This window comes from Emticicia aquatica (assembly GCF_923079645.1).
GTDB classification, from domain to species: Bacteria; Bacteroidota; Bacteroidia; order Cytophagales; family Spirosomataceae; genus Emticicia; species Emticicia aquatica.
Genome location: NZ_CAKLPY010000002.1, coordinates 1,000,302 through 1,025,082 on the forward strand (window position 1 = coordinate 1,000,302; position 24,781 = coordinate 1,025,082).

At 36.0% G+C, this 24,781-nt stretch carries 22 protein-coding genes and 1 tRNA gene; 11 read left to right on the forward strand and 12 right to left on the reverse strand.

What is annotated here, in order from left to right:
* Positions 1-82 precede the first annotated feature (82 nt).
* The gene (locus MJQ71_RS13890) at positions 83-589 is read left to right on the forward strand and encodes a hypothetical protein (RefSeq protein WP_238807230.1); all 507 of its coding nucleotides are present in this window, start codon (positions 83-85) and stop codon (positions 587-589) included.
* Positions 590-650: 61 nt separating this feature from the next.
* On the opposite strand, the gene ettA is transcribed toward MJQ71_RS13890, so the two are convergent.
* On the reverse strand, positions 651-2,315 hold the full coding sequence (gene ettA, locus MJQ71_RS13895; RefSeq protein WP_238807231.1) for an energy-dependent translational throttle protein EttA: 1,665 nt from the start codon (positions 2,313-2,315) through the stop codon (positions 651-653).
* A 212-nt stretch (positions 2,316-2,527) separates the two neighbouring features.
* Here ettA and MJQ71_RS13900 point away from each other — a divergent pair, with 212 nt between their 5' ends.
* Together MJQ71_RS13900 and MJQ71_RS13905 are read left to right on the forward strand one after the other, a co-directional pair.
* Complete coding sequence (locus MJQ71_RS13900; protein ID WP_238807232.1) at positions 2,528-3,793, forward strand: DUF349 domain-containing protein; 1,266 nt, start codon at positions 2,528-2,530, stop codon at positions 3,791-3,793.
* Between the two features lie 84 nt (positions 3,794-3,877).
* Positions 3,878-3,948 (forward strand) — tRNA-Gln (locus MJQ71_RS13905).
* A gap of 198 nt (positions 3,949-4,146) precedes the next feature.
* Here the strand turns inward: MJQ71_RS13905 and MJQ71_RS13910 are convergent.
* Positions 4,147-4,704 carry a hypothetical protein gene (locus MJQ71_RS13910; RefSeq protein ID WP_238807233.1) on the reverse strand — a complete coding sequence of 186 codons (558 nt, stop codon included), beginning with the start codon at positions 4,702-4,704 and terminating at the stop codon, positions 4,147-4,149.
* Positions 4,705-4,917: 213 nt separating this feature from the next.
* On the opposite strand from MJQ71_RS13910, the gene MJQ71_RS13915 reads away from it, so the two are divergent.
* Positions 4,918-5,601 (forward strand): Cj0371 family chemotaxis-regulating polar lipoprotein, encoded by a 684-nt coding sequence (locus tag MJQ71_RS13915; protein WP_238807234.1) that lies wholly within the window; start codon positions 4,918-4,920, stop codon positions 5,599-5,601.
* 20 nt (positions 5,602-5,621) lie between these two features.
* A complete protein-coding gene (locus MJQ71_RS13920) occupies positions 5,622-6,791 on the forward strand; it encodes a glutathionylspermidine synthase family protein (RefSeq protein ID WP_238807235.1) in 1,170 nt (389 codons plus the stop codon).
* 58 nt (positions 6,792-6,849) lie between these two features.
* Here MJQ71_RS13920 and MJQ71_RS13925 read toward each other — a convergent pair whose 3' ends face one another.
* From MJQ71_RS13925 to MJQ71_RS13955, 7 genes are all read right to left on the reverse strand, one after another.
* Positions 6,850-9,888, reverse strand: a complete 3,039-nt coding sequence (locus MJQ71_RS13925) for an efflux RND transporter permease subunit (protein ID WP_238807236.1) — start codon at positions 9,886-9,888, stop codon at positions 6,850-6,852.
* An 84-nt stretch (positions 9,889-9,972) separates the two neighbouring features.
* Positions 9,973-11,022, reverse strand: coding sequence for an efflux RND transporter periplasmic adaptor subunit (locus MJQ71_RS13930; protein ID WP_238807237.1), 1,050 nt, complete (start codon positions 11,020-11,022; stop codon positions 9,973-9,975).
* 10 nt (positions 11,023-11,032) lie between these two features.
* Positions 11,033-11,611, reverse strand: coding sequence for an NAD(P)H-dependent oxidoreductase (locus tag MJQ71_RS13935; RefSeq protein WP_238807238.1), 579 nt, complete (start codon positions 11,609-11,611; stop codon positions 11,033-11,035).
* 42 nt (positions 11,612-11,653) lie between these two features.
* Entirely contained in the window at positions 11,654-13,003 is a 1,350-nt protein-coding gene (locus MJQ71_RS13940; RefSeq protein ID WP_238807239.1) for a TolC family protein, read from the reverse strand.
* A 17-nt stretch (positions 13,004-13,020) separates the two neighbouring features.
* The gene (locus MJQ71_RS13945) at positions 13,021-13,941 is read right to left on the reverse strand and encodes an NAD-dependent epimerase/dehydratase family protein (RefSeq protein WP_238807240.1); all 921 of its coding nucleotides are present in this window, start codon (positions 13,939-13,941) and stop codon (positions 13,021-13,023) included.
* Between the two features lie 85 nt (positions 13,942-14,026).
* Positions 14,027-14,464, reverse strand: coding sequence for a PaaI family thioesterase (locus MJQ71_RS13950; protein WP_238807241.1), 438 nt, complete (start codon positions 14,462-14,464; stop codon positions 14,027-14,029).
* Between the two features lie 4 nt (positions 14,465-14,468).
* Positions 14,469-15,092, reverse strand: a complete 624-nt coding sequence (locus MJQ71_RS13955; RefSeq protein ID WP_238807242.1) for a TetR/AcrR family transcriptional regulator — start codon at positions 15,090-15,092, stop codon at positions 14,469-14,471.
* 251 nt (positions 15,093-15,343) lie between these two features.
* Between MJQ71_RS13955 and MJQ71_RS13960 the strand changes: the two genes are divergently transcribed.
* The 4 genes from MJQ71_RS13960 to MJQ71_RS13975 all read left to right on the forward strand — a co-directional run bounded on the left by MJQ71_RS13960 (position 15,344) and on the right by MJQ71_RS13975 (position 19,535).
* Complete coding sequence (locus MJQ71_RS13960; RefSeq protein ID WP_238807857.1) at positions 15,344-16,483, forward strand: acyl-CoA dehydrogenase; 1,140 nt, start codon at positions 15,344-15,346, stop codon at positions 16,481-16,483.
* Positions 16,484-16,519: 36 nt separating this feature from the next.
* Positions 16,520-16,885, forward strand: coding sequence for a hypothetical protein (locus MJQ71_RS13965; protein WP_238807243.1), 366 nt, complete (start codon positions 16,520-16,522; stop codon positions 16,883-16,885).
* Between the two features lie 182 nt (positions 16,886-17,067).
* Positions 17,068-18,816: a GMC oxidoreductase gene (locus MJQ71_RS13970; protein ID WP_238807244.1), complete on the forward strand. Its 1,749-nt coding sequence runs from the start codon at positions 17,068-17,070 to the stop codon at positions 18,814-18,816.
* Between the two features lie 83 nt (positions 18,817-18,899).
* Positions 18,900-19,535, forward strand: a complete 636-nt coding sequence (locus tag MJQ71_RS13975) for a gluconate 2-dehydrogenase subunit 3 family protein (RefSeq protein WP_238807245.1) — start codon at positions 18,900-18,902, stop codon at positions 19,533-19,535.
* 50 nt (positions 19,536-19,585) lie between these two features.
* Here MJQ71_RS13975 and MJQ71_RS13980 read toward each other — a convergent pair whose 3' ends face one another.
* Entirely contained in the window at positions 19,586-20,701 is a 1,116-nt protein-coding gene (locus tag MJQ71_RS13980; RefSeq protein WP_238807246.1) for an alkane 1-monooxygenase, read from the reverse strand.
* Positions 20,702-20,825: 124 nt separating this feature from the next.
* On the opposite strand from MJQ71_RS13980, the gene MJQ71_RS13985 reads away from it, so the two are divergent.
* A complete protein-coding gene (locus tag MJQ71_RS13985; RefSeq protein ID WP_238807247.1) occupies positions 20,826-21,419 on the forward strand; it encodes a HupE/UreJ family protein in 594 nt (197 codons plus the stop codon).
* Between the two features lie 134 nt (positions 21,420-21,553).
* Positions 21,554-22,933, forward strand: a complete 1,380-nt coding sequence (locus tag MJQ71_RS13990; protein ID WP_238807248.1) for a protein-disulfide reductase DsbD family protein — start codon at positions 21,554-21,556, stop codon at positions 22,931-22,933.
* Between the two features lie 50 nt (positions 22,934-22,983).
* Here the strand turns inward: MJQ71_RS13990 and aat are convergent, their stop codons facing one another.
* Positions 22,984-23,607, reverse strand: coding sequence for a leucyl/phenylalanyl-tRNA--protein transferase (gene aat / locus MJQ71_RS13995; protein ID WP_238807249.1), 624 nt, complete (start codon positions 23,605-23,607; stop codon positions 22,984-22,986).
* Positions 23,608-23,711: 104 nt separating this feature from the next.
* Positions 23,712-24,686 carry a toxin-antitoxin system YwqK family antitoxin gene (locus MJQ71_RS14000; RefSeq protein WP_238807250.1) on the reverse strand — a complete coding sequence of 325 codons (975 nt, stop codon included), beginning with the start codon at positions 24,684-24,686 and terminating at the stop codon, positions 23,712-23,714.
* Between the last annotated feature and the right edge of the window lie 95 nt (positions 24,687-24,781).

Consider the following 24,781-nt stretch of genomic DNA (forward strand, 5'->3'; position numbering starts at 1 on the left):
TCAAAAGTAAAGGTTCTTGATTAAAGCTACGCAACCCCTTTAGTTTTTTTTGCATCTTCTATACAAACAAAATTATAAAACTATGAAAAAGCTTATTTTAACATTAGGTATAATACTTGGTTTCACCCAAATATTTGCTCAAACTGCACTTAAACAACAAACAGATTGGTTATCTTCCTATCTTAACAAACTTGTTGTCGAGGATGACGACCGAAAAATGAATGTTAATGGGCATAAGTCAAAACCTGTTTTTTCCTTTGCAGGAAATAAAATGTTAATGAATATCAGTACCAAAGAAGAAAATTTTTCGATGGGTTTCAACATTAGTTGGTTACTCAAAGATGTGAGAAAGGTTTCTTATCAAAAACAAAAAGACGGTTTTTATAAACTAAAACTTGATGTTCCAGCTGATAGAATCAAAATGGATTTGGGCTTCGGAAAAGATAATTCGGTTAGCGGCTCTTTCAATGTAAAAGATGAATACAAAGATGATAACAATACTTCTTTTACGCTAGACACCAAAGATGAAACATTGGTAAAAGAAGTAGTTCAACGATTTGAAAGTGCTATTAGAGAAGCAAAAAAGTGATTTTCTGAAACAAAAGAGGAATAGACTTTATTTAAAGCCTATTCCTCTTTTGTAAATAATTTTACTGCAATTTTCTATATTTAATACGTTTTGGCGTCAAATCATTTCCTAAACGTTTTTTACGATTCTCTTCATATTCAGAGAAGTTGCCTTCAAACCAATAAATCTGCGAATCGCCTTCAAAAGCTAATATATGTGTTGCAATTCTGTCCAAGAACCAACGGTCATGGGAAATAACTACGGCACACCCAGCAAAATTTTCAAGCCCTTCTTCCAATGCACGGAGTGTATTTACATCCAAATCATTGGTAGGTTCATCTAAAAGCAAAAGGTTACCTCCTTCTTTGAGCATCATTGCCAAATGCACACGGTTTCGCTCTCCACCAGAAAGGATTCCTACCTTTTTCTCTTGGTCGCCACCTTGGAAATTAAATCGACTTACATAACCACGAGCATTTACTTGTCGATTTCCTAGCATTACCCATTCATTTCCACCAGAAATTAGCTCGTAGACCGATTTGTTAGGGTCAAGTTGGTTATGCTCTTGGTCAACATATGAAAGTTTCACTGTTTCACCTACTTCAAATGACCCTTCGAGCGGCTGTAATTGACCTGTGATAAGCTTAAATAGTGTAGTTTTACCTGCACCGTTAGGTCCGATAATACCGACAATGCCATTTTGTGGCAAGCTAAAGTTCAAATCTTCATAAAGCAAGCGGTCGCCAAAGCCCATTTTTACGCCTTTCGCCTCTATAACTTTATTGCCCAAACGTGGCCCTGGTGGAATAAAAAGTTCGAGCTTATCTTCTCTTTCTTTCATATCTTCGCCAACCATTTTGTCATAGGCCGCCAAACGAGCTTTAGATTTTGCTTGACGAGCTTTTGGAGCCATTCGGACCCATTCCAACTCACGTTGTAAAGATTTCTGACGTTTAGATTCGGTTTTTTCTTCTTTTTCTAAACGATTTTGTTTTTGTTCCAACCATGACGAATAATTTCCTTTCCACGGAATACCTTCACCCCTATCTAATTCTAAAATCCATCCTGCCACATTATCCAAGAAATAACGGTCGTGAGTAACTGCAATGACTGTTCCTTTATATTGGCGTAAATGCTCTTCTAACCAAAGCACCGACTCTGCATCAAGGTGGTTGGTTGGTTCATCGAGCAACAGTACATCGGGTTGCTTCAAAAGCAAACGACAAAGTGCCACACGACGTTTTTCTCCACCCGAAAGGTTTTCGACTAAAGCATCTTCTGGTGGACAACGCAAAGCATCCATTGCACGCTCCAAACGAGTGTCTAATTCCCAAGCATCAAAAGCATCAAGTTTTTCTTGTACTTCACCCTGACGAGCAAGTAATTTATCAAAATCGGCATCTGGGTCACCAAAAGCCTCATTAATTTCATCAAATTCCTTTAATAAATCAACAATTTCTTGCACGCCTTCTTCAACAATTTCACGAACTGTTTTAGTTGGGTCAAGTTTGGGTTCTTGTTCGAGCATTCCAACGGTATAACCTGGCGAAAAAACAACGTCTCCGTTGATATTTTTATCAAGCCCAGCAATGACACGCAAGAGCGTAGATTTTCCCGAACCATTAAGGCCGAGAACGCCTATTTTTGCTCCATAAAAGAAGGAAAGATAGATATTTTTTAAAATTTGCCGACTAGGTGGAATGATTTTACTCACTCGTTCCATCGAAAAGATAATCTGTTCGCTCATAGTTGAATGTTTTCGTAAATAGGTCTAAAACAAAAAATATAAATTAAATTTTTGATAAATTATAGACAAAAGGTGTCGAGTTGTGTATTTTTTACTACATTTAATAAATTTTTACGCAAATATCGGTAAAGCTGTTTGTATTATACAAAAAAACTGCGAATTTTACCAAATAAACCACCATCCCTGACTCACAAGCCATGTGATTTATTATTATGAACGGCGTAACATTAGAAAACGAATATGCTTACATAAAAGACGGTAAGGTATTCTTGAAGGGCTATTTAGATATGCCCGACCGACAAATCGGAGAAGTAAAACGCACAGAAGAAGAGGCTTTCCAGTATTTCATTAACCGTTACCAAATTGCGGTAAATAAGGTTACTCAATTGGAATCTGAGATTACCGAGGCCCAAAATAAGGGTTCTTTCTTGACCAAACTCACGCAGCTACGCAAACGCTTGCTAAACTTTGATGGAATAGGTGATTTTATTCCATTGCTCAAAATTTTAGATGAGCAAGAAGAGTTTTTACGAAGCCTGATTGTAGGAAACCAAGCCAACAACCTTGCTATCAAAGAAGCACTTATTGAAGAAGCAAAAGAAGCAAAAGAAGACGTGGACTGGAATATTGTGGCCGAAAAACTACAAGACATCAAAACTCGTTGGATTAGAACAGGACCAGTTGACAAGCCGTATCAGGACGAAATTGAACAAACTTTCAAGGAAGTTTTAGATGATTTCTACCAACGCCGTAAAGCTTTCTATGAAGAACAAAACCGTATTATTGGTGACCGTATGGAAAAATACGTTGAGCTAGTGAGAGGTGCAGAGATGCTATTCAGAATGGGTAACTGGGAATTATCTTTTGCCGAACTCAAACGTCTCCAATCTGAGTGGAGAAATGTGGGCGATGTGCCACCTAAGCGTTTGAAATACGAATTCCGCCGTTTCAAAAAATTGACTACGCTTTATTACGAAAAATACTGTGCCGCTAAAGGCATTCAAATAAAAGTGAGAGTTGACCCTCGTGTTGAGGCTCAACAAAAAATGATGGAAGAAGCCGAGCAATTGGCCGAAGCTAAAGACATTTTTGCATCAACCGAGCGAGCGAAAGTAATGCTTAATGACTGGAAAAATATCAAAGTTCCATCTCACTTAGCTGTTAGAAACGTGGCAGAACGCTTTAGGGCTGCTTGTGACAAAATTTTCGAGTTAAGTTACTTGATGAAAGTTGTTACAAGAAAGCTTCCTAACTACAATTATTTGAGCGAAAAACAACAAACCTTGACGAAATTCCGTGAAATGGAAAACATCGTGATTCGTGCAAGAGGCGAGTTGAAAATATTAATAGAAAGTAACGAAGGTGTTTCACAAGGGCCAGATTTAGATAAAATCACGCAATCAAACATCCAAACGCAGAAGCGTAAGTTGTTGATGAAAGAGGTTATTTTGGAAGAATTACGCCGTGCGGCTCAATAAGAAAATTAAAAAAATAAAATTTTTTTTGCGACAGGCTTGCATCGTTATTTGAAAAACCTTAATTTTGCACTCAGAAGTTCAGGATGACCCATAGTATAAGGGTAGTACAACAGTTTTTGGTACTGTGTGTCTAGGTTCGAATCCTGGTGGGTCAACAAATAAAGAGGTAAAAGTTTGATTATCAAACTTTTACCTCTTTTCTTTTATCACACCTAGCCAACTTGACAACAAATGTATTTTATCTCTAAATTTCTTCAACCTTTGCTCAACTCTTTATCAAAATTTATTTAAACTTCATTATCGGTGTAATTTTGAGGTAATTGATATTTTCCAAAGAAAAAACTTTTATGATACTAATCGTTTTTTTTCTTTACCGAAATAACCAGCCAAGCTATTAAACTTACAATGACAAGCAGTAAAGTTGTTCCTGCAAAAAACCACTTTATTAAACTAGCATTTGAGGCAATCATTGCCCAATTATCAGCTTTTTCTGGAAATGCCTTTAACATTTGTACAATTCCCAAATTTTCTAATAAATCAAAAATTAGTGACCCAACTGGTAAAAGATTTAGCAACGCATATTTCCCATTACTCCAGCCATTCTTCTTAAATAGGAAACTCGTTAATAAAAGAAAAGCCGTCGTGTAAATAATTGGATAAAGCACATCTATTAAAGATTCAACGAAAAAATACACTTTACGACCTTCTTCTCCATAACTTTCTATTATACTATAGCCTCGTTCGGGTGTAAAACCAAAACTCAAATCCATAAGTCCACGAGAAAGGTCTGGGTCAAATTGTTTTTGAAAATAGGGCAAAATAACTCCCGAAAAAATAAATTGTAGAGCCAAAAAGCCCAAAACAAGGTAACCATTGCTTCGGACATAGAAAAAAGTAGATAATTTTTTCATGTTTAAATATGTAAAAAGGTCAAGGAAGATTGGATAATAAAAAACAACTTAATTCTAAAATTAAGCTATATTTCAATATTATTTCAAGTTCCATCAATATTTCTATCCATATTCATCTTGAATTTGACCATTCTTACCAAGAACCTTTCAAAATATCAGTATTTCCGAAACCTTTACAGCATTATTCTAACTAAACTCCTATAAAATTTAAAGATGACACCTATTAGCCAAAAATCTTTTATCAAAAAAGTTAAAGATATAACCATCGGCAGCACCATTGCGTTGACTATCATGGGAAATAGTTTTGCCCTTCAAAGTTGCGGAAATAGTTCAGATGAAAACGATTACGAATACGAGGAAGTAGAAGTATATACCAAAGGTGTAAAAACTTTTATTACAGAAACCTCAAAAGGCGAATTTAAAATTACTGACGAAACCGAAGTTCCCGCTGATAGTTCAGTGGCGATAGTGACTTATCTTGATGGGAAAAAAGATACACTTTCGCCCAAAGTAGTACAAGTTTTGATTGATAATGAAGTAAAAAGTAATCCAAAAAGTATCGGTGAAAGTAACAATTTATCCAATGCTCTTTTGTTTGGTGGCATGGGCTATTTATTGGCCAAAACAGTGAGTCCAAATTATGCTAATTACCGACCAGACATTCAAGGTATTTCTCAACAAGGAAATACCGTTTCAAAAACAGACACATCACGCCATCATCGTGGGCATTATTATGGTGGAGGCCGAATGATGGCGTATTATGCAACGGCCAATGCTTTTAACCGTTCCAATACAATTCACCAAAACATCGGCAATTCTCGCACAACTTTGTCACGCCCAGTGGGTGGTAGAAGCGGATTTTTTCATAGCTCAAGTCACGGAAGTCACCATTCATAAACACAACCAATTTACTAAAAATGAAATTTAAAGATTTACCCATTTCACCTGAACAATCGCTGAATAATATTGGTTGGGATTGGATGTTGGGAGAAAATACACTACCGTATATTACCAATGAAATGGTAGTGATTTCGGAAAATGATGCCGAAAAATACTACGAAGCTACCAATAATTTATACGAAATGTATATTGAAGCTGCTCAAAATGTGGTTGATAATGAGCGTTTTACGGAGTTAGGCATTCCAGAAAACTTGATTGAATTAGTTAAATATTCGTGGGAAAACGACTCAAATTGGCACATTTACGGGCGATTTGATTTAAGTGGAGGTTTGGACGGTAAACCCATTAAATTGATAGAATTCAATGCGGATACTGCCACTTGTATTCCCGAAACCGCTGTTGTTCAATGGGCTTCGTTGAAAGCAAATTCTTTGGATGAAAGTCAACAATTCAACACACTTTACGAAACTTTAGTATCAAAATTCAAGGAATTACATCTTCAAAATCCAAATTTTCAAAAAACTTTGTTGATTTCTACCATGAAAGATTTTCCTGAAGACGATACAAATATGCAGGTTTTGGGAGAAGCGGCAAAAGAAGCAGGTTTTGAAGTGGCTTTTGAATACATTGAAAATGTTGAGTTTTCGGCAATTGAAGGAATTTATAAGCAAAATCCAAGCGATGGAAGTTTTACAAAATACGATTATTGGTTCAAACTTATTCCGTGGGAATATATCGGTTGGGATGAGCCAGAATTAAGTGAAATTTTGACACAAATTGTCGTTAACAACAAAGCGATTATTCTGAATCCTGCCTATACATTGCTTTTTCAATCAAAAGCAATTTTAAAGGTTTTGTGGGAACTTTACCCAAATCATCCTCTTCTGCTCGAAACATCTGATAAACCAATTTTGGGTAAAACTTGTGTAGAAAAAGTGCTTTTCGGGCGAGAGGGGGCAAACCTAACGATTGTTTCAGAATCAGGATTAAAGATTGATTCGACTGAAGGAGAATATGATGAACAAAATACTGTTTTTCAGGTTTTTACGGAGTTTTTACAAGATTCGGAAGAAAATTATTATCAAGCTGGCGTATTTTTTGTAAGGGAAGCTTGCGGACTAGGTTATCGTAGAGGAGGTAAAATATTGGATAATAAAGCTCAATTTTGTGGACATTTGATTGAGTAAGAAAAAAATCGAGAGCTATAGAGTCAAAGTGACTTTATGGCTCTCGATTTTTATCGAATCACACACTCGGTGGCAATAATTTATACATTACTGGTGTAACAATTCTGGTCAGAATCAATGATGAAATCAAACCACCAACAATAACCAACGCTAAAGGAGAATATAGCGGAGAATGTTCCATAATTAATGGAATCATGCCACCAATGGCCGTCATGGTGGTCAGTACAATTGGAATAAATCTAGTTTCGCCTGCTTCTTCAATGGCTTCGTCAATGCTCAAACCATTTTCTTTTCGTAGGAAATTAGTATAATCTACTAACAAAATTGAGTTTTTGACTTCAATTCCCGCCAAAGCGATAATTCCAACGATAGCAGTGAACGAAAGTGAATTTCCTGTAAAAAGTAAAATCAAGATAGCACCAATCATTCCCAACGGAATTACAGAAAGTACTATAAACATACTTTTAAAAGTCTTGAATTCGAGAATCAAAATAGCAACGATTCCAAAGATAGTTATGATAATAATTGTACCTAGTCCACCGAAAGTTTCTGCCGAACGTTCCACTTCGCCAGCCATTTTGAACGAATAACCTTTTGGTAATTTGATTGCTGCTAACTTGGCGGTTGCTTCTTTGGTTACGTTTGGAATCAAAAATCCACTTTTTATGAATGCTGAAACTGTTGAATATCGGTCTTTATCATAATGGTTGATTCTATTAGGTGAAGTTTCAAAACCAACCGTGGCTAATTGGCTCAAAGGCACTAAATTACCCATTTGATTGGCCACAAACATTTTAGAAAAAACATCCATATTTGGTCGATTTTCACGAGGTAAACTCACATTAATATCCATTTCTTCGCCATCATTTTGTTTGAATGTGCCAAGATTTACCCCCGCAATACCCATTCTGATAGTACGGTCAACATCAACCGTTGGAATGCCCAACATTCCAGCTTTATCTTTATTGATATTTACTCGCAAATCTACATTTTGAGCAGAAAGAGCATTATTTACATAAATTGTACCTTTTGTTTCTTTGAAAGCTTGCTCAACACGGTACGAAATTACTCTCAGCGAATCTAAGTTTTCTCCAAAAATTCTGACAGCTAAAGGAGCTTCAACAGGTGGCCCCTGCTCAAACTGAATCACACGAATTTTTGCTCCTGCATAAGAATCAAATTTTTCACGCAATTCATCAATAAATTTTTCTCTTTCTGGAACTTCAACCTCATCTTGTAATTGAACAAAAAGCTGTGAATAATTGGCTTGTGAACCACCAACGGGCAACACATTATAATAAATTCGTGGGTTTGATTTGCCTACATTCGTTGCATAATTTTTTACGATTTTATTTTTCGACAATTCACTTTCTACAAATCGTGCGGCTTTATCTGTTTCAGTCAAACTTGTGCCGAGTGGCGTTTCAATATTTATCAAAAATTGCGGTTTTTCAGAGCGTGGAAAAACACTTGTTCCCACAACAGGAATTAATGCCAAACTTCCTGCAAAAATCAAAACTGCAATCAAAAGAGCTGTTTTCGGAAAGACTAAAGCTTTATGAAGCACTTTACGATATGAGCCTTCAATACCTTTTTTCATCAAACGAAGAACAATATTTTCGCCATGTTCTTCACGTGGCATTAATTGACTTGCTAGAAAAGGCACAATTGTTAAAGACACAAAAAGTGACGCAATAATGGTCATAATAACTGCCATTGGTAAACTTCTGATGAAATCACCTGCCGATTCTGGTAAAAAACACAGTGGCAAAAACGCAAATATCAACGTTGCGGTACAGCCCAAAACGGCTAAACTTATTTGTTTAGTAGCTTCGATAGCAGCTTCCCGTCGTGGCATTCCTGTACGCAAAAATCTAGCAATATTTTCAACAACCACAATAGAATCATCAACCAAAAGTCCAAGGGCAATTACCAATCCAACAACACTCAATTGATTGATACCAAAGCCAGCCAAATCAAGCATTGTTAGACCAATAGCCAACGATAGTGGAATGGAAATCATAACGATAATTGCAGGACGGATTCCTAAAGGGATAAGCGTAATTAAGACCAACAAAATGGCAATTCCAAAATCTCGGGCTAAACCCAACAAACGAGTCGATACGCTTTCTACTTGGTCAAAACTTTGTTCAAATTTTATATTTGGTGGTAATGACTGCGAAAAACCATCAATAATTGGACGAATTTGCTCGCCAGTTTTAAAAATATTTCCGCCCGCTTTCATCGTTGCAGTTACGAAAATGCCACGTTTTCCGTTGAGCCTTGCTAGATAAGTTTCTTCTTCGTAATCAAATTTTATATCGGCGATGTCTCGCAAATAAGTAATTGTAGCACCCGAAGTACTAACGACAGTATTTTTGATTTCTTCAATATTTTCGTAGCTTCCAGAAGTTTTTACGCTGAATTTTCGGCTACCGATTTCGATATTTCCTGCTGGAATGTTAGCATTTTCTGATTGAATTGCTCCCAAAACACGGTTCAATGGAATACGAAATTGTGCCATTTTATCTAAATTAATTGACACGCGTACTTGCTGCTTTGGAAAAGCCCAAACTTCGGCCGTTTTGATTGATTTTACCCGCAACAAATCATCTTTCAGACGGTCGGCTTCTTCCTGCAAATCTTTGTATGGAGTCGTTTCTGACAATAAAGCACATTGAATAATATTTACTCCTTCTGGCGTAAATCGAAGAATATCAACACTATAAATATCGGCAGGAAGTTTACTACGAATGGCATTAATTTCTCGTACTACTTCATTATATTTTTCGTCAGGATTGATTGAATGTTGAAACTCAATCCGAATATTAGCTACACCTTCATCGGCGGTAGAAACAACACGTTTAATATCACTAATTTCAGACATTCGGTCTTCAATTGGGTCAACGATGAGTTTTTCCATATCCGCAGGTGATGTGCCTGGATACACAACAATAATGCTATTGAATGTTGCCTTTAAAGTCGGGTCTTCGGCTTTTGGCATATTGAGTAATGAGTTGACGCCAATTGCCATAATCATCACAAAAATGATGATTGTAAATTGGTAATTTTTGACGGAAAATTCGACTAATTTCATAATCTCAAACCCTAAATGGGCTTTGTTTTAAATTTTTTAGAAGATAAAATCACATATTCTTAATAAAGAGAATTAGTAAAACGGTCAGTTATTACTATTTGCAGTTAGCGATTTTACCTTCGCTCCATCACCTAAAAAATTAGCTCCTTTTGTAACAATTTGCATCCCTTCACTGATACCCGAAACAATCGCCACGTTGTTTCCAAAAATATGTCCGAGTGTTACAGGAGTTTTTGTGACTGACTGATTATTTCTCAAAATGTACACAAAAGCCTTGTTTTTATCTGCTTCAACCAATGATTCAATAGGAACAGCGAGCGTAGAAGCACCTTTACCTGTTGAAATTTCGGCTTTTGCTACGAAACCTGAAATGAGCTTTTTCCCATTAGGCTGAATCTGTAATTCAGCTTCAAAAGTACCCGTAGCGGGGTTTACAGTTTGAGCAATTTGAGTAATTTTGGCCTGAAATGGCTCGTTCGGGTACGCATCCAAGTAGATTGTTGCGTTATCTCCCATTTTTACTTTTACGACATCACGGTCGGCCAAACCAACATTGACGATGTATGCACTTTCGCCTGTTCCTAAAATAAATGCAGGAACAAATGGCGTAATTAATTCACCTTGTTCTGAAATTTTACGAAGAATTCGACCGCTGGTTGGAGCGTAAATTCTTGATAGTTTTTGATTAAACTCGGCCACTTGTACACTTTGTTTGGCTACGTCAAAACCTGTAGTTGCATCTTGCACATTGGTGAGCGTTGTGGCTTCGTCAGCGTAGAGTTTTTTTACTCGCTCAAGGTCTCTTTCTGATTTTTCTAATCCTAATTTTGCTTGGCGAACTTGAGCGTCAATCTCTGATAAATCAAGTTCGGCTAACAGTTGACCTTCTTTAACAGCTTGTCCTTCCGAAACGTATATTCTACGAATCATTCCACCCGTTTTGAAGGCCAATTTCATTTCTGATTTTGACGAAAGTACGCCACTAGCAACAATTGGCTCGCTCAAATTTCTACGCATCACTGGCTGAACTTCAACTGTCAAAATCTCTTCTGCTTCTTGTTTTTTTTCTTGTTTTTTGCCACAACTGACTGATAATGTAGCGATTACAACTGCTGTGAAAATGTGATTTTTCATATATAGCTTTTTATTTTTGTTCAAAACCTAATTTTTCTAATTTTTTGAGCCAATCTGCTCGATAGCTATCTTTTGATAATCTAATCGGCCCGATTGTTGTTGTGCGGACTGGTTTTATTCCTACAAAATGAAAGGTTAATTGTTTCATTGCATGATAACTTGGGCGACCATAATATAACCAATAATACCAAGCTGGTTGGTCGAGTGTGCTAACAATATGCCCTGACTGTCCTTTCAAAAGTTTCTTCCACCACAATGAGTTTTCTATTTTCTCGTAGGCTATTCCAGGTAAGAAAATTCTGTCGAAAAAGCCTTTTAAAAGTGCTGGAATAGAACCCCACCAAACTGGATAAAAAAGCACCAAATGTTCTGCCCATTTGATTTTTTCGATAGAATCAAGCAAATCTATTTCTAATTCAGTGCGTTTTCTATAACCAAATTGTAAATTTGGATTAAACTCTAAATCTCGGACGATGATTTCTTTTATCTCTGCACCCGAAGCAATCGCTCCTTTTTTGTAGGCTTCATAAAGAGCAAAATTGAAACTTTCGGCATCTGGATGTCCTTGAATAAGTAATATTTTTTTCATAAATAAAAAGCTGATTTAAAGGCATTAACACTAATAAAACAACTATTTGACAGCACCAACTTTATCTAAAGTGGCTTGTTTGACCAAAATATCATACTTTGCAACCGATTCTTGCAAACGTGCTGTAATAATTTCGTTAGACGCTCGCAGGTATTCAATCATGATTGCTTGTCCATTTCGGTATCTGCTCTCTACTATTTTGAAATATTTTTCAGCTTTTTTTGTCCCATCTTGAGCCGTAATTAATGATTTTTTTGCGGCTTCCAAGTCAAAATATGCTTGCGAAACTTGCAATTGAATCTGTTGTTTTATTTCTTCAAGTTTAGTGTCAAGGATATTTTTTTGGATTTTTGCTTGTTGAATTTTCGATTTTTTCTCGTAACCGTGATACAAATCCCAGCTCAAGCCAATTTGACCCAGCATATACGCTTGGTTTTTGAAAGTATATCCATAGCCTTGAAAACCCACATTTCCACCCAAAAAAACTTGCGGACGAAAAGTATTCATTTCTTGCAATTTGATGGCTGATTCCGAAACTTTGATATTTGTTCGTAGTTGATTTATTTCTTGTCGATTTGCTAAAGCGTCTTCTTTTAACTGCGTTAAATTTTCGGTTAAAAGTTTTGTATTCACCAAATTTGTATCCGCCGCAATTTCTTCTGAAAACTCACGATTCATCAAAAAATTAAGAAAAACTTTCACCGTTTGACGGTTTTTATCCAAAATCGCTATTTGTTGGTCGAGTTTGCTAACTTCGTATTCGGCCGAATAAACTACATCTTTGGTAGCTACATTATTACTGACCAATTTTTCGTTAAGTTTCACAAAATCCGTCAGCAAGTTTCTCGAAGTGTCGAATATTTTTTGGGCTTCCAAAGTCTGCAAATATTGTAAATATGCAGTTGTGATGCTATAACGAATTTCGTTTTCTAATACACGCTTTTTAGCTTCTTGAGCCGAAAGTAAATCCCTCTGTATCAGTAAATTATACCTAATGTCAGTATTGAAAATTGGGTACTGAAAACTTAATTTTGTGTCATGAAAATTATTCGGAGCTAAAAGCTGATTGACATTTTCGACTTGCGGGAAATTATTGGTCTTTGTGAGTTGATTCAATGTTGAATAAACAGGATTTAACAAATCGCCAATCGGAAATTCTAAACGACGCCCACCCGCAGCCAATGTATAATTAGGATTAAAAGTAACTTTAGGCATAAAGTTCGCCTTTGCTTGAGCAATACTTTCTGCTGACTTTGTAATTTCAAGTCGTTCTTGTTTTAAACCTAAATTTTGTTTCAAACCTTCCTGAATATACGATTCAAGAATTGGAGATGTTTGAGAAAAAGCCCAAAAAGGAGCAAGAATTGTAAATAAAGTAATAATCTTTTTCATAAAAATGGATAAAGTATCTATTGGTAGCTTTTAACGGTTTCAATGATTCCTTCTTTATAAGGTGTTGGACTAAAATTGAATGCTTTTTCAAATTTTGTACTATCAAATAAATATTCAAACTCGTTTTGGTAAGACATTTCTTTGAGTTCTTTCACGATTGGCATAAACAATCCACCTATCCAAAGCATCAAGTTTCCCATGATTTGGTGTCCAGTTCCCTGATGAAAACTTTCTTGGCAAATGCTCATAAATTCTTTGCCCGTAAGAGCGTCATGGTGTGTTGGCAAATGCCAAATTTGGTTGTAAGCTTCTACTGTATTTCCTAAAATAACTGTTCCTTTGGCGGCGTCAATTGTATACGTAAAAGAGTGTTTTACGTTGTCGTTTAGCAACCAAGATGGTTTTTGTCCTTTGGCAAGTTTTGAAAAAATTAATGATTCAGTCATACTATTTTTAGCATCAGAGCCATAAAAATCAGCTGACCGAGCAATAATTGCTTGTAGTGTTCCTGCTTTTATTTCGTCCAAAATCATCTGATTTAACTTTGCTCTCACTTCACCTTTTTTACTGCATGGATTCAATGGCGACTCTTCGGTCATCCAACCATCAACTTTACCAAGCATATAAACGTTATCGAAAAACACTAATTTAGCACCATGTTTTTTACAAGCGTTGATGGTATTTTGCATGATAATTGGCCATTTTTGTTGCCAAACTTTAGTTTTATACTCCAATCCAGCCATTAAATAAACAATTTCTGAGCCTTCAATTGCTTTATCAACTTGTGTGGCGTCTGTTAAATCTGCCGACATCGTTGTGTCAGTGTCATTTATTTTTTTTGGATTGCGACTAACCAACCTAATATTGGTTGTGTAATTGATTAATTCTTTGGCGAGAGCATTCCCGATAACTCCACCAGCTCCTAATATTGTCTGCATTTCAATAACCGTTTATTAGTTTCTGAACACTGTTAAGTAATTGTTTTAAAAATTAGGTCTAACTTTGAGTCAGACCTAATGAATCTTACATTTTTATTCCTGTAACAACCAAATTGGAGGTGCATTTAGCAATGATTTTATGTTCGGAATTTCGTGCTTCGCATTCCATATTAATGACCGTTTTCCCTGGTCTAATCACTTTTGATTTTACGTAAATAATATCGCCAACTTTCGCTGGCAGTAAATAATCAATAGTCAGATTTATTGTTGAATAAAAGCTTTCACGTCCTAACGAAAAAACGGTCATTCCCATTACGTCATCAAGCATCGAAGCTGTAATACCACCGTGCAATATTTTTCCTGGATTGGTCATTTCTTCCCGCACAATAAACTCAACCGTTAAAGAACCTTCTTCAACAGCAATGAGCTTGCCATTGAGCCAACGACCCAACGGAGAAGGACTCATTTCGGCAGCATGTTTGCCAATATTTGATTGAAAATATTCAAGAACTTGGTTAGTCATATAATTACTTTTTATAATTGTGTATCATTTCTGTAAACTTAGCATAGGCATTTTCCAAAATCTTTATTCGACGTTCTTCTGGAAAAATCATTGTTCTTCGTCGCAAGTGTAAAGTTGCTAATCCATGCACTAAACTCCACATCATTACTGAAATAGATTCACTGTCTTCTCCTGCAAAGTAACCTGCTTTCATACAATCTTCAACCACAAATTTGAGTGTATCAAAAGCCCTTTCGCCGTCACACCAAATTTCCTCACGGCATTCGAGTGTTTCTATCGGGGCAGTCATTACAAACATCAAATCATACAATTCTGGATTTTCAAAAGCATATTTTAGATAATGTTTTCCTAAGGCAACTAATCTTTCAAAAGGGTCAGTTTTACTAATAATTCCTGCTTGCATTGCTTGCGTTAATGCTCCAAAAGCTTCAACGTGTAGTGCAAATAAAATTTCATTTTTATCCTTAAAATAAAGATAAATCGTGCCAGCACTATATTCAATCACCTCAGCAATATTACGAATACTCGTTTTTTCAAACCCTTGCTCCAAAAAAAGTCTCCGAGCAGCATCCAAAATTTGCCGCTTCATCTCTACTTTTTCTCTTTCTTTTCTATCAACAACACCCATTGAATATTAATAATTAAGTTAACACCACAAATAAAATGAACACTGTTCATAAAAACAAATAATTTTAAACTTTATTAAAAAAAATCCTTAAATCCGAACATTGCTATCATACAAATAAATCATTAGCCAGTTAAAAAATGAAATATTAAAAAAATATTAGTATGCTTGCATACTAATATTTTTGTATTTAACTTTGTTTATATCTATCTAACAAACTACAAAACGACATGGCAGCAACTATAATTGAAGGAATCAATTTTAATCTAACCGAAGAACATCTTGCTGTACAAGCAGCCGCACGAGATTTTGCCCAAACCGAACTACTACCAACCGCCATTGAACGTGATACTCATTCGGTATTTCCTTATGAGCAAATAAAAAAAATGGGTGAATTAGGTTTTATGGGCATGATGGTTTCGCCCGAATACGGTGGAGGCGGAATGGATACGATTTCGTATGTATTGGCGATGGAAGAAATTTCTAAACTTGATGCGTCGGCTTCTGTGGCAATGTCGGTCAATAACTCTTTGGTTTGCTGGGGTTTGGAAGCATTTGGAACGGAAGAACAAAAACAAAAATATTTAAAACCACTCGCTTCTGGACAAATTATTGGAGCATTTTGTCTATCAGAACCAGAAGCAGGCTCTGATGCAACTTCGCAAAAAACTACCGCCGAAGACAAAGGCGACTATTATTTACTCAACGGTACAAAAAATTGGATTACCAACGGCGGCACTTCGTCGGTTTGCTTGGTAATAGCTCAAACACATCCCGAATTGAAACATAAAGGTATTAATTGTTTGATTGTTGAAAAGGGAATGGAAGGTTTTGTGGTTGGTAAAAAAGAAGATAAAATGGGTATTCGCTCGTCAGATACACATTCTTTGATGTTTACTGATGTAAAAGTGCCAAAAGAAAATCGAATCGGAGCTGATGGTTTTGGTTTTAAGTTTGCCATGAGTACGCTCAACGGTGGAAGAATCGGGATTGCTGCACAAGCATTAGGAATTGCAGCTGGAGCTTATGAATTTGCCTTAAAATATTCAAAAGAAAGAAAAGCATTTGGCAAATCAATCAGTGAACATCAAGCGATTCAGTTTAAATTGGCTGAAATGGCAACAAAAATTGAAGCGGCTCGCTTATTAGTTTACAAAGCGGCTCGCCAAAAAGACGAGGGAAAAGATTATGTTGAATCAGCGGCAATGGCAAAATTATTTGCTTCAGAGGTAGCCATGTGGGCGACTACCGAAGCCGTACAAATTCATGGAGGATATGGATATGTAAAAGAATTTCACGTTGAACGCCTTATGCGTGACGCTAAAATCACGCAAATTTACGAAGGAACTTCTGAGATTCAGAAATTGGTCATTGCACGTGAAATTTTGAAGTAATACCTTTGTCTTTAAAATAAGCCAATAACAAACGCCATGAACAAATTATTTGTATCGTTATTCATTTTTTTGAGTTTTAATGCTTTTTCACAAGAAACCATTACAGGTTCACAAGCAAAGGATTTTGTAGGAAAAGAAGTCTTTTTGGTTGGGAAAGTTGCGGGTTCAAGACTTTTCCAAAGACAAACTGGCGACTTATTGCTACTGAATATTGACAAACCTCATCCCGAAAATGATATTACGGTCGTTATTGAAGGTGAAACGCTTTCAAATTCAAAAGGCAAATTTACAGAAGCCGATTTACAGGGGAAAGTAATAAAAGTGAAAGGTATTGTGAGCATCTTTAAAGATAAACCGCAAATAAAGCTCGAAAATGCAGTCAATTTAACCATTGAAAAGTAGATTTTAGTTTTATACACCGAAAAGCCCATCTTGAAAATGGGCTTTTTTATACCTAAAATTTCCAAATTAAAATATTTTAAAAAATAAATCTTCAATCTAGCATTAACTAAAGATAAAAGTATCTATTTTAGTATTTTGATATTACAAGTAACTAATTTCTATTTCATTCATCCCTAATAAAAATGAATTTATTCGATATTAAAGAACAGCCCAAAGTTTATGATGTAATCATCGTTGGCTCAGGGGCAGGCGGCGGAATGGCAGCTTACCAACTCGCCAAAGCAGGGGCAAAAGTGTGTTTATTGGAAGCAGGTGGGTATTTTGACCCAGCTGACCCAAAGTACATCACTCAATTAAAAAACCCTTGGGAATCCCCTCGCCGTGGAGCTAGTACACGCCATCGTCCATTTGGAGATTTTGACGCCGCTTGGGGAGGTTGGGATATTGATGGTGAACCTTACAACGCCGTTCCAGGCACACAATTTCGCTGGTTTCGCTCAAGAATGTTGGGTGGAAGAACCAATCACTGGGGACGTATTTCGATGCGTTTCGGCCCAGATGATTTTAAAAGAGGCTCAATGACGGGCATTGGCGATGATTGGCCAATTGACTATGAAGACCTTGCTCCTTATTATGACAAAGTAGATAAATTTATTGGACTTTTTGGTACAAAAGAAGGAATCAGAAATGAACCAGATGGACATTTCTTACCTCCGCCAAAACCTCGTTTGCATGAATTAATGCTTAAAAAAGCAGCAACTGGCATTGGTATTCCTGTCATTCCATCTCGAATGGCAATGCTTACTAAGCCAATTAACGATTCTCGTGGTTCATGTTTTTATTGCGGTCAATGTGGAAGAGCATGTCAAGCTTATGCTGATTTCTCGGCTTCTTCGGTGCTTTGCATTCCAGCAGCAAAAACTGGTAACCTCAAACTCATCAATAATGCCATGGTACGTGAGGTACTTACAGACCCAAATACAGGGTTAAGTACTGGGGTTTCGTATGTCAATAAAATGGATTTGAAAGAATATTCTATCCAAGGGAAAATTGTCGTTTTAGCTGCTAGTACTTGCGAAACTGCACGTATTTTATTGAATTCAAAATCATCAAGATACCAAAACGGATTAGCCAATGATAGTGGTGTTGTTGGAAAATATTTGAATGATTCAACGGGAGCAAGTCGCCAAGCATTTATTCCTTCATTAATGGATAGAAAACGCTACAACGAAGATGGTGTTGGCGGAATGCACGTATTTACTCCGTGGTGGTTAGACAACAAAAAACTAGATTTTCCAAGAGGATACCACATTGAATATGGTGGCGGAATGGGAATGCCTGGAGGTGGTTTTGGTGGTGGAATTGAGCGAGTAAACGGACTTTATACCGACAAAAACGGAAATAAAAAGAAAGCAGGTGGCTACGGTTCGGCTTTGAAAGAAGACGTGATTCGTACTTATGGAGCTTATATTGGTATGGCTGGTCGTGGAGAACCGATTCCTTTAGAGTCAAATTATTGCGAAATCGACCCTAATAATGTTGATAAATACGGTATCCCGACACTTCGCTATAATTATAAATGGAGTGAAAACGAAATCAAGCAAGCCAAGCACATGCAAGATACGTTTGAGCAGATTATCCATGAATTGGGAGGTATTGCTCTTGGCAAAAAACCAGATGCAAGCAATAATTATGGGTTGGCTCAACCAGGCGAAATTATCCATGAAGTTGGAACGGTTCGTATGGGAAATGACCCTAAAAAATCAGCTCTGAATGGTTGGCAACAAGCACATGATGTCAAAAACTTATTTGTAGTAGATGCGGCTCCGTTTGTTTCACAAGGTGATAAAAATGTAACTTGGACAATCTTGGCAAGTTCTTGGCGTACATCTGATTATATCATCGACCAAGTAAAAGCGAAGAATTTATGATGAGATTCGAGAAGAAATAAATCCCAATAAGGTTTTCAAGAATTTCGAATTTTTATCTATTAAAATTTAATTTCCAGAAAAAAATGAAACGTAGAGATACATTAAAAGCACTATCTTTAGGTACATTCGGAATGGCGGCTTTACCGACAACCGATTTGGTAGCTGCTGCTCCAGACCCAAAGCCCTTCAAAACAACTCCCGCTAGAGTTGCCGAAGAAATTGAGCGTGATAAAAAATTAATGGCTGAACAATTCTTCAATGCGACGGAATTAGCTACCATTGGTATTTTATGTGATATTATTATCCCTGCCGATGCAAAATCGGGTAGTGCTACACAAGCAGGTGTTCCTGCATATATTGAGTTTATGGCAAAAGACCAGCCTGCTTACCAAACGCCATTAAGAGGTGGTTTGAAATGGCTGGATAATACATGTGTTAAGCGTTTTGGAAAAGCGTTTTCGCTTTGCACAGCCAAACAAAGAATTGAAATAGTAGATGCTATTGCTTATCCAGAAGACGTAAAACCCGAATATGCTCAAGGAGCAGCGTTCTTCACTCAAATGCGAAATCTAACATTATCGGGCTTTTTTACAACTCCAATGGGCTTCGAAACTTTAGGTTACGTGGGCAATAGACCAAATCAATGGGATGGCGTTCCGCAAGATGTTTTAGACAAATATGGTTTAAAATATGACCCACTTTACGACAAAAAAGATTGATTTGTTAATTTTTCAGAAAATAGCTCAGTAGAATTTCTATTGAGCTATTTTTATGAAAATTGCCTTACTACTTTCATAATATGTTCTGAATCATAGCTATTTTTTTGCCAATCTTCTAGGCGTTTGTTCATTACTTTGAACCAAATTGGAGGTACGAGCGAAATCAAAATCATCATTGTATAACCAAAAGGTAATTGAGGACTTTCATCAAAATGACGTAAAACCTGATATGGTCGAGCCGCATAAGCGTGGTGGTCAGAATGACGTTGAAGCTGAAAAAGCATCAGATTACTATAAAAATGATTGGCATTCCATGAATGTAGAGGATTTACTCGTTCATAACGACCATTTCCAATTTCTTGACGAAGAATTCCATAATGCTCAATATAATTTACACATTCTAAGGATAGAATCGCTATCAAACTTTGAATTGTAAAAAAGAAAGGAACAATCCATACAATCTCGTTGGGTGATTTTCTGAAAATTAAAGTAAGTATTACACACAAAGCTATTGGCAAAACTACCGCCCAAATCATTTCATTTTGGGTATCCCATTTACTTTTACTATTTTTTTGAAGGCGTTTTTGTTCAATATCCCATGCACTGCTAAAACCACCAACCAAACTTTGTTTCCAAAAAGCAAAAACGGTTTGATTTTTGCGTGCAGTTGCTGGGTCGAGTGGAGTAGCCACATGAACGTGATGCCCACGGTTATGTTCCACAAAAAAGTGCATATAACAAACCGAAATCAAGGCTGCTCGGGCATGAAACTGAGCCACAGGACTCGCACGATGACCTAATTCGTGGGCAACATTAATGATAGTCGAAGCATAAACACCTTGACTAAGCATTAGTCCAAAAATCTGGTACCAAGTAAGCGAGTCATGCGTGAGTATATAACAACACCAAAAAAGCATAAAATACTGAATATAAACGTGAGAATAAACCAAAAAATCGAAATAACGGTCTTTTATTAATTGCTCATATTGTTCGGCACTAGCATTTTGTGAATCTCGACTTACGATTTCATCAAGTATTGGAATGAGTATATAGGCGTACACAAAAACGAAGAATGTCCAGTTTGGGCTAATGAAATAATATCCTAAAAGAAAAAAAGCAATAAAGGAATATCCCCATGCAAATCCTATTTTTTTACCGATGCTCATGGTTTACTGATTTTTCGTTGTAATTTTAGTCTGTTAATACAAATCTTATACTTTTGCTGAAAATATCCTAAAAAATTATCCCATTTATATTAAGTAAAGGAAATACAGTAATGTACCCAAAAATATGAGCGAATTTTTGATTTATCTTCAGCTTGGTTATCAACATATCACTGACCTAAATGGCTATGATCACATTCTTTTTGTGATTGCTTTGTGTGCCATTTATCGAGTTACCGACTGGCAAAGAATATTATATTTGGTTACAGCTTTTACTATTGGGCATTCAATTACGCTCGCTTTGGCAGCTCTTCAATTGATTGAATATAGCACCGAATTCATCGAATTTCTAATTCCGTTAACAATTATCGTAACCTGTTTCGCAAATTTTTCCCATCGAAGCACCGAAAGTGTTCTTGACCCAGAAAGATTTTCTCCCATTAGGTATTTTTTAGCTCTCATGTTTGGTCTAATTCATGGAATGGGGTTTTCAAATTATCTCAGAAGTTTATTGGGAAAAGACCAAAATATCATTCCTCAACTACTCGCTTTTAATATTGGACTAGAATTTGGACAATTAGTCATTGTAAGTCTTTGTATTATGCTTTCGTTTTTGATTTTAGATGGTTTTAAAGTAAAAAAACACTCTTGGAATCTTATTTTATCTGCTTTTGTGGCTGGAGTTGCCTTCAAATTGATGACCGAAAAATGGTACTTTTGATGAAAAGAATGGCATAAAACACTTTTTTTCTGTCCAAATGCCCCTTTTTCAAACTTTTTTACTGCTATTAAGTGCACTTTTGTCTCAATTTTGTGTTACTATAAGATACAATCAAACAAATTTATAATTTGCTCATGCAAGAAAGTACATCTCTTCTCGGTTTTTTATTGACGGCATTTTTGGCTGGTTTTGCCTCTATTTTCATGCCTTGTATCTACCCAATTATGCCCATGACTGTTAGTTTTTTCACGAAACAATCGCAAGGCACGAGTAAAGCATCTTTTTATGGACTTTCAATCATGTTTGTTTTTGGGTTAATTGGCTTGGTTGCAACTGTTTTTGGAGCTCCATTTCTAAATTTTATCAGCACGCACTGGATTCCAAATCTTATATTTTTTGTGATTTTTATTATTTTTGGCATTTCACTTTTAGGAGCTTTTGAAATCGTTTTACCGCATGAAGTTGTCAATAATATCGACAGAATGTCAGAGCGTGGTGGGCTAATCGGTATTTTTTTTATGGCTCTTACGCTCGTTGTTGTGTCGTTTTCTTGTACTGCTCCTTTTGTTGGTTCATTATTAATTATGGCTGCAAAAGGTGAAGTTTGGCGACCACTTTGGGGAATGTTGGCTTTCGGTCTTCCGTTTGGAATTGTGTTTACTTCGCTTGCAATGTTTCCACAATGGTTAAAAAGTTTGCCAAAATCAGGTGGTTGGATGAATGAAATGAAAGCCGTTTTTGGTATTCTTGAATTTGCTTTAGCTCTCAAATTTTTAAGTAATATCGACCTTACTTACCATTTCAATTATATTTCTCGTGACCTTTTTCTTATCATTTGGATAATTATTTTTGCAGCAATCGGGTTGTATATTTTAGGAATCATTCGTTTACCAAAAGACACAAAAGTAAAAAAATACAATTTTCAACGAATTGGTTTTGCGGCAGTATTTTTTGCTCTTTCCGCTTATATGATTCCAGGCGTTGTTCAAGGTAAAGAATTAAGCCTTTTATCTGGAATTTTACCACCAAAAACCCTAAGTGCAGTCGTTGTAGATGGCTCAAAATTAAGAGCATTGCCGCACGAATTACAAGGTTTTTATGATTATGACGATGCTTTAGCTTATTCAAAAGAAGTTGGAAAACCCCTATTTATTGATTTTACTGGCTATGCTTGTGCTAACTGTCGTAAAATGGAGGAAAATGTCTGGTCAAAACCTGATGTTTTAGAAAAACTAAAAAATGATTTTGTGATTGCATCTTTGTATGTCGATGATAAAAAAGAACTTCCGAAAGAAAAACAGTACACTTCCAAATACGATGACGAACTAAAGGTAACTGTTGGCGATAAAAATATGGATATTGAGATTACAAAATACAACAATAATGCTCAACCATATTATATCATTGAAGATGCTAGCGGCAAATCAATCGTCAAACAACCTATTGGTTATTGCTCAAAAGAAGATTTTATCAAGTTTTTGGATGAAGGGCTTGTCAATTACAAAAAGCCTTGACTTTCTGATATAAAGTTGAAATCCTCAATATCAAAATATTGAGGATTTTTTTATGCTATTTTACTAAAAAAATGTTGTATTTCTGTCTCAATAAAGCGTGCTTTCTTGGCAGTTGCTTTTTTCAAAAGGTTGAGATATTGAAATTTAGGAATCTCAATTGCACCAAAACGCCTAACATTATCATTGATAAACTGCGTATCTAGCAATTCAAAACTTTGATTTCTTAACGTTTGAATGAGGTAATGAAAAGCTACCTTTGAAGCATTTGGCTCAGTATAAAACATTGATTCGCCAAAAAAAGCCGAACCAATTGCCACGCCATAAAGTCCACCTACCAAGGTATTATTAACATAAGCTTCTACACTATGAGCTAGACCCATAGCGTTTAGTCCCGAATAAGCTTCAATAATTTCTTCAGAAATCCAAGTATCATCCGAATCACTTCGAGCCATCGCACAACCTCTCATTACGCCCTCAAAATTTGTGTTAAATCGGATATCAAAATATTGTTTATTGATTAAAGGGCGTAACGATTTATGTGGTTTGTAGGTTTCTATAGGAATAATAGCACGAGGGTCGGGCGAATACCAGTACAAAGTTCCGTCCGAGTCAGCCATTGGAAAAATACCGTTAATATAACCGTAAATTAGGTCGTCTGGCGTAAGTTTTGTCATTAAAATTGTCGTAGCTGAATACTAACAAAATTAAGTAAAAAAATGAGAAAAACTAAAAAAATAGATTTTAGAATAAAAATTATAGTGTTAATCGCAAAAAGTACTTAGTTTTTCTTGATTTTTGGAGATTCAAAAGTAATTTTCCCCTTTTCGTCATATTCGTATAATATATATGGTTCGATCGAAGTATCGTAGCAATCTTTACCAAATTGGGTTTCTCTTTTTCGACGATTTCCTGTTGGGTAATATTCAACCCATTTACCAATTTTTACACTGTCGTCCATCATTCCTTGCTCTGCCAATGTGCCGCTTTCATTAAATAAAAAATATTCGCCTGTTACTTTTCCGTAGTTTTTGGGTTTAACTTCCTTTATTTTTGTTTGGCTATCATCAAAATACGAAATTTCGGAATCCCTATAAAAACCTCTTTCGTAGTATTCTTTATTGAGTAAATTGTAGTTTTTATCGTAAGATTCCCAACGACCATCTTTTGTGCCGAGATAATACCAACCTTCTTCAACAACCAAATCTCCAAGATATTTTTTGTACGGGCCATGCATCAAATTGTTGGTTTCTCGGTCACGACCAAGACCTTCAACAATACGATTAGCTTTTCTATCATACCAATAAAGATGGCGAGCGTAAGCATTAGGTTGAGTAAAATCTTTCAAAGTATAAAATTCCAAAAAAGTCAAATTATTACCTGTCCCTTGTCTAATCAGTTGCTTTTCAACTTTTATTCCTTCATAATCTCGTCCGTTGAATTCTTTTTTAAGTCCTTTTATTTCTTTTTTTACATCCTTAAAAGTCTTTGAAATTTTCAAACCTAAATCTGGGAGAGTTTCGGTAGCAAATTTTTTGGCATCATCAATACTCGAAATATTATTTCCACCAGGCAACGACGCCGAAGCCTTTGGCGTTGTCACTCCTACTGGTAGTCTATCTAATTTTTCTTGAATTGTTTCCTTTTTATAGTCTTTGTCTCCTTTTTTCTTGGCTTGCGGCACTTGTGCTTTAGCCTCCGCAAAGAGCAAAACTAAAATAAATGAAAAAGAGTATATTTTTGAATAAAGTTTCATTTTCAACAATGATGGTGGTAATTATGTGCTTTCATTAAAACGACAAATTTCTAAAAAAATTGGACTTTTGTTTAAAACTCGTTCCAAAGAAATAC